The sequence below is a fragment of the Enterobacter sp. Lyrl_3 genome (assembly GCF_051948675.1).
In the GTDB taxonomy this organism is placed as follows: domain Bacteria; phylum Pseudomonadota; class Gammaproteobacteria; order Enterobacterales; family Enterobacteriaceae; genus Enterobacter; species Enterobacter cloacae.
The window spans coordinates 1-3,343 of the sequence record NZ_JAYJLI010000042.1 but is presented as its reverse complement, the minus strand read 5'-3'; the positions used below and the strand labels follow the sequence as shown (position 1 = coordinate 3,343).

Here is a 3,343-nt window from a genome sequence, read left to right as displayed (position 1 = left end):
GCAAATGGAGTCCGCGTGGAGAGAAGACTCGCACCTTTTTTCTACGTAAGTTATTGTTTATCCCATTGGTCATCAATGTGATGACCTTTGACATCCCTTCGGTAAACTCATCTTTATTCCTGTTGTACAGGTTAGTGATGGCCTTGACCTGTGCATAGCCCAAAAGTCCTGCGGCCTGTTTTGCTGTGAACCAGATTTTCCCGTCACCATTGTCAAACGGAATTACCACCTGGTCATGAAACTTCAGTTCGCGGCAATTAACGCTCTGACCGATTTCAGGTTGAGTCTGGCCGCTGCCAGCTAAGGCAGTTAATTTTCTCATGTTTGTTTACCTGTAGTTAATTAAGCAGATTTACGGCTGTATGGGTTATTGACGTTCTCTACTGCTGGCGGATTACGAACCCACCAGAGCACATCCGAAAGAAGCCAGGCACAGCTATTGCGGCCAAAGTGACAGCGCGGCGGGAAGCGGCCTTGCTGCTCCATTTTCCAGCGGCTGGAACGGGAAAGGCTGGTGATCTCGCTACATTCTTCTTCACGGATTCGGCGGTCGAACTTAAAGCCGTACTCTTCCAAAAGGGTGCGACGCTGTTCAGGATTGGGCGGGGTAAAAATGGTGTTTTGCATGCTGCCTCCACTGTTTCTAAGTTTGTGGAGGCTAGTTTGCAACCGTTAACACTGGATGGAAATACAGTTGTAAGCATAGAAGCATACTGATAATGCTTATAAATATATCAGTATGCTATAGGAGTATATGAGTAAGGCTTACTGTGTTCTTTCGCTCGGCCTCTTATGCGCATTGTTTAATATTGCTGCTATTTTCGTTTCTGTTTTTATTGGCAATTCACCATTGATGAACCAGTCAGGTCTGGCGATCAACTCACGGGCCCAGGCAGAATAGTTAATAGTTCCATCTGTTTTTCTGCAGCTCTCATTAAAAGCATTTTGCTGCTCTTCTTTAAAGCGCATGGCAACCATTAAAATTTGCTCTCGGTTTCTAGCGTGCCTTTCTGCAGAGTGATGAACAGCGTCTGTGTTACTTAATGTGCTTGGGTTTTCTACAACTGAATTTTCCAACAATAAATGATAGTCACCGTTACAATCTAATAGGCGTCGTACATCATATGCAGTAACCCACAGATCGTTGGCAGTTATCTTAATATTTAAAGGTTCGCCATCGCCATCTTCATCATCTTCATCAGTCACTTCACCAGTCATAAGAAGCTGAATTACAGGATTGTCATTTTCTGGGTGGCAAGGGGTCAACTCAAACCCACTAATTGCGTATTCTCCAAAATTCTGAATTTCCTCTAAGCCGCCCCATAGTCGCCATAAACCATAGGCTTTTCCAATAGAGCTAAAGCACCCAACCTCAGTGTCCTGCCCAAAAATAGGGATAGCAAAGGTCTCCTCAGTGTCAGGATTATAATCAAGTTTGAAGATGTTCATCCTAGAGAACTCTGTGATATCGTGACCTATTAAAGATGTGGTTGCTTTACGTGGCCGATTATTAAACCATTTTGTGGACGCCTCACTGTCCCCTCGCATGTAAAGCACAGAACGAACACCAAACAAATTCAAACAAATTGATATTTTTTTCGTGATTCCAAGATTTAATAAGTCACTGACATCACACCCAAGAAGAAGTGCGGCTCGCTCTATACGACAATAGCTAAATGGTATTTTGGTATCCTTTATAGACATAACAACCTCTTTTTCACTAGGTTAAATGGACATATATTCTGAGCGGTTAGTTACGCTTTCTCTAATCAATGCCTGAAAGCAAGTTAAGGTGCCAGTACCACTTATTCAGTGCATCAAGCTTCTCCGGTAAATATTGGCTACGGTTATAAATCGCCATCACTCCTGGCATTGAGTGACCCAGCAACTGCTCAACAACATGTGGAGCAATACCCATGTTGTTCATGTGCGTAGCTAAGGTTCGACGAAGATCATGCAAAGTCCATTTCTCCTCATGCCCAAGCTTTTTATATAATCCGCGCCCCCACTGGCTTACCGCCTCAGTAGATTTAGTCTCACCAAGCAGTAAACCGGACTTTTTATGTTCTTCATGCAACCGCTCAATGTGTGGCCGCATAGCATCCGGGATCGGTCTTACAATTTTTTCACCTGACTTGCTATGCTCTTTTGGCACAGTCCAGATCCATGCATCCATATCCCACTCCTTCAGTTGTGAAAGGCGAGCTTCCTGAGTTCGGCAACCAAAGACCAGTATAATTTTTACAAGGTTGGCGTAATATTCTCGAAATCTGTTCTCATCCCATATAGCAGACCATAACTCGCCAACCTCTTTGTCATTCAGTACCCGGTCTCTTCTGGCTTGCTTTTTGCCCACATCTGGAATGGTAAGGTCATCGAGAGCGTTGCTGATAGCATAGCGTCGTACACGGCAGAATTTCAGGGCTTGCTTGCACATCTGGAACACATATCCTGCCGCGACAGGAGTTTTTTTCTTCATCCGGTCGAAACATTGAAGCCAGTACCTGGTTTCGCAATCAGCCAGCGCCATATCTCCAATGTACGGGTAGATATGCCTTCGCAGTTCTGCTTTGTGTCTTTCAACATTTACCCTGTTATCTTCAGCATATCCACTAATCCAGTATTCTATGGCCTCCCTGACGGTCACGGGCTTTAATGTCTCGCTTTTCGTCAGTTTAAGCTGCAACTTCGGATCCCTCCCCTCAGCCAGCCACGCCCGACACTGGTCACGTTGCTCTCTTGCCTGCCTGAGGCTCATATCTGGATATTTGCCCAACGTTAGCCTCTCGGGCTCGCTATCACGGCCACCAATTCTGTATCTGAAAAACCAGCTTATAGCCCCGGCCTTGGTCACTCTGACCATCAGGCCACCACCATCGGCAAGCCTTGTCTCTTTTCCAGAAGCTACGCCAAGCAGGGACCGCAATTTCCTGTCTGTCAGTTTGTTAATGCCACTAGCCATTAAATCACCCACCGAGGAGTTGTTCCAAAACCCACAAAAGTTGTTCCACAGTTGTTCCAGCCTAAAAAACAATATATAAGTAAAAACAGTAAGTTAGATTAATAAATATATATCTGGTACAACTGGAACGACTGGAACAATTACTTTTGCCCTCACGTGTGAAGAATCACATCACTCATACCTAAGAACCTAGGTTGGTAAAGAAGCCTTTCATGTGCCCCACCATGTGCCCCACATTTGTTTGCATAACAGCATAAACTAAGCAAAACACTGGAACAATAAACAGTACACACCCAAAGCTAATGTGTTGAATTTTAATGAAATAAACAAAACAAGCACAAACACTGAAACGCCGCTTCCAACCGTACGGCATGAACTAAT

Annotated in this window: 3 protein-coding genes and 1 pseudogene; all 4 read right to left on the bottom strand. The window is 44.6% G+C overall.

The genetic code is table 11. The features are described from left to right. Window positions 1–322: pseudogene (locus VF709_RS24660) on the bottom strand (hypothetical protein); the annotation flags it as partial. A 20-nt stretch (window positions 323–342) separates the two neighbouring features. After that, complete coding sequence (locus VF709_RS24655; RefSeq protein ID WP_039273123.1) at window positions 343–627, bottom strand: helix-turn-helix transcriptional regulator; 285 nt, start codon at window positions 625–627, stop codon at window positions 343–345. 138 nt (window positions 628–765) lie between these two features. Then, window positions 766–1,704, bottom strand: a complete 939-nt coding sequence (locus VF709_RS24650; protein WP_440232452.1) for a hypothetical protein — start codon at window positions 1,702–1,704, stop codon at window positions 766–768. 61 nt (window positions 1,705–1,765) lie between these two features. Beyond that, window positions 1,766–2,962, bottom strand: a complete 1,197-nt coding sequence (locus VF709_RS24645) for a tyrosine-type recombinase/integrase (RefSeq protein WP_440232451.1) — start codon at window positions 2,960–2,962, stop codon at window positions 1,766–1,768. Between the last annotated feature and the right edge of the window lie 381 nt (window positions 2,963–3,343).

Coding starts and splice junctions, on each gene's coding strand:
- VF709_RS24655 (WP_039273123.1), bottom strand. CDS start 627: ATGCAAAACACCATTTTTACCCCGCCCAATCCTGAACAGCGTCGCACC.
- VF709_RS24650 (WP_440232452.1), bottom strand. CDS start 1,704: ATGTCTATAAAGGATACCAAAATACCATTTAGCTATTGTCGTATAGAG.
- VF709_RS24645 (WP_440232451.1), bottom strand. CDS start 2,962: ATGGCTAGTGGCATTAACAAACTGACAGACAGGAAATTGCGGTCCCTG.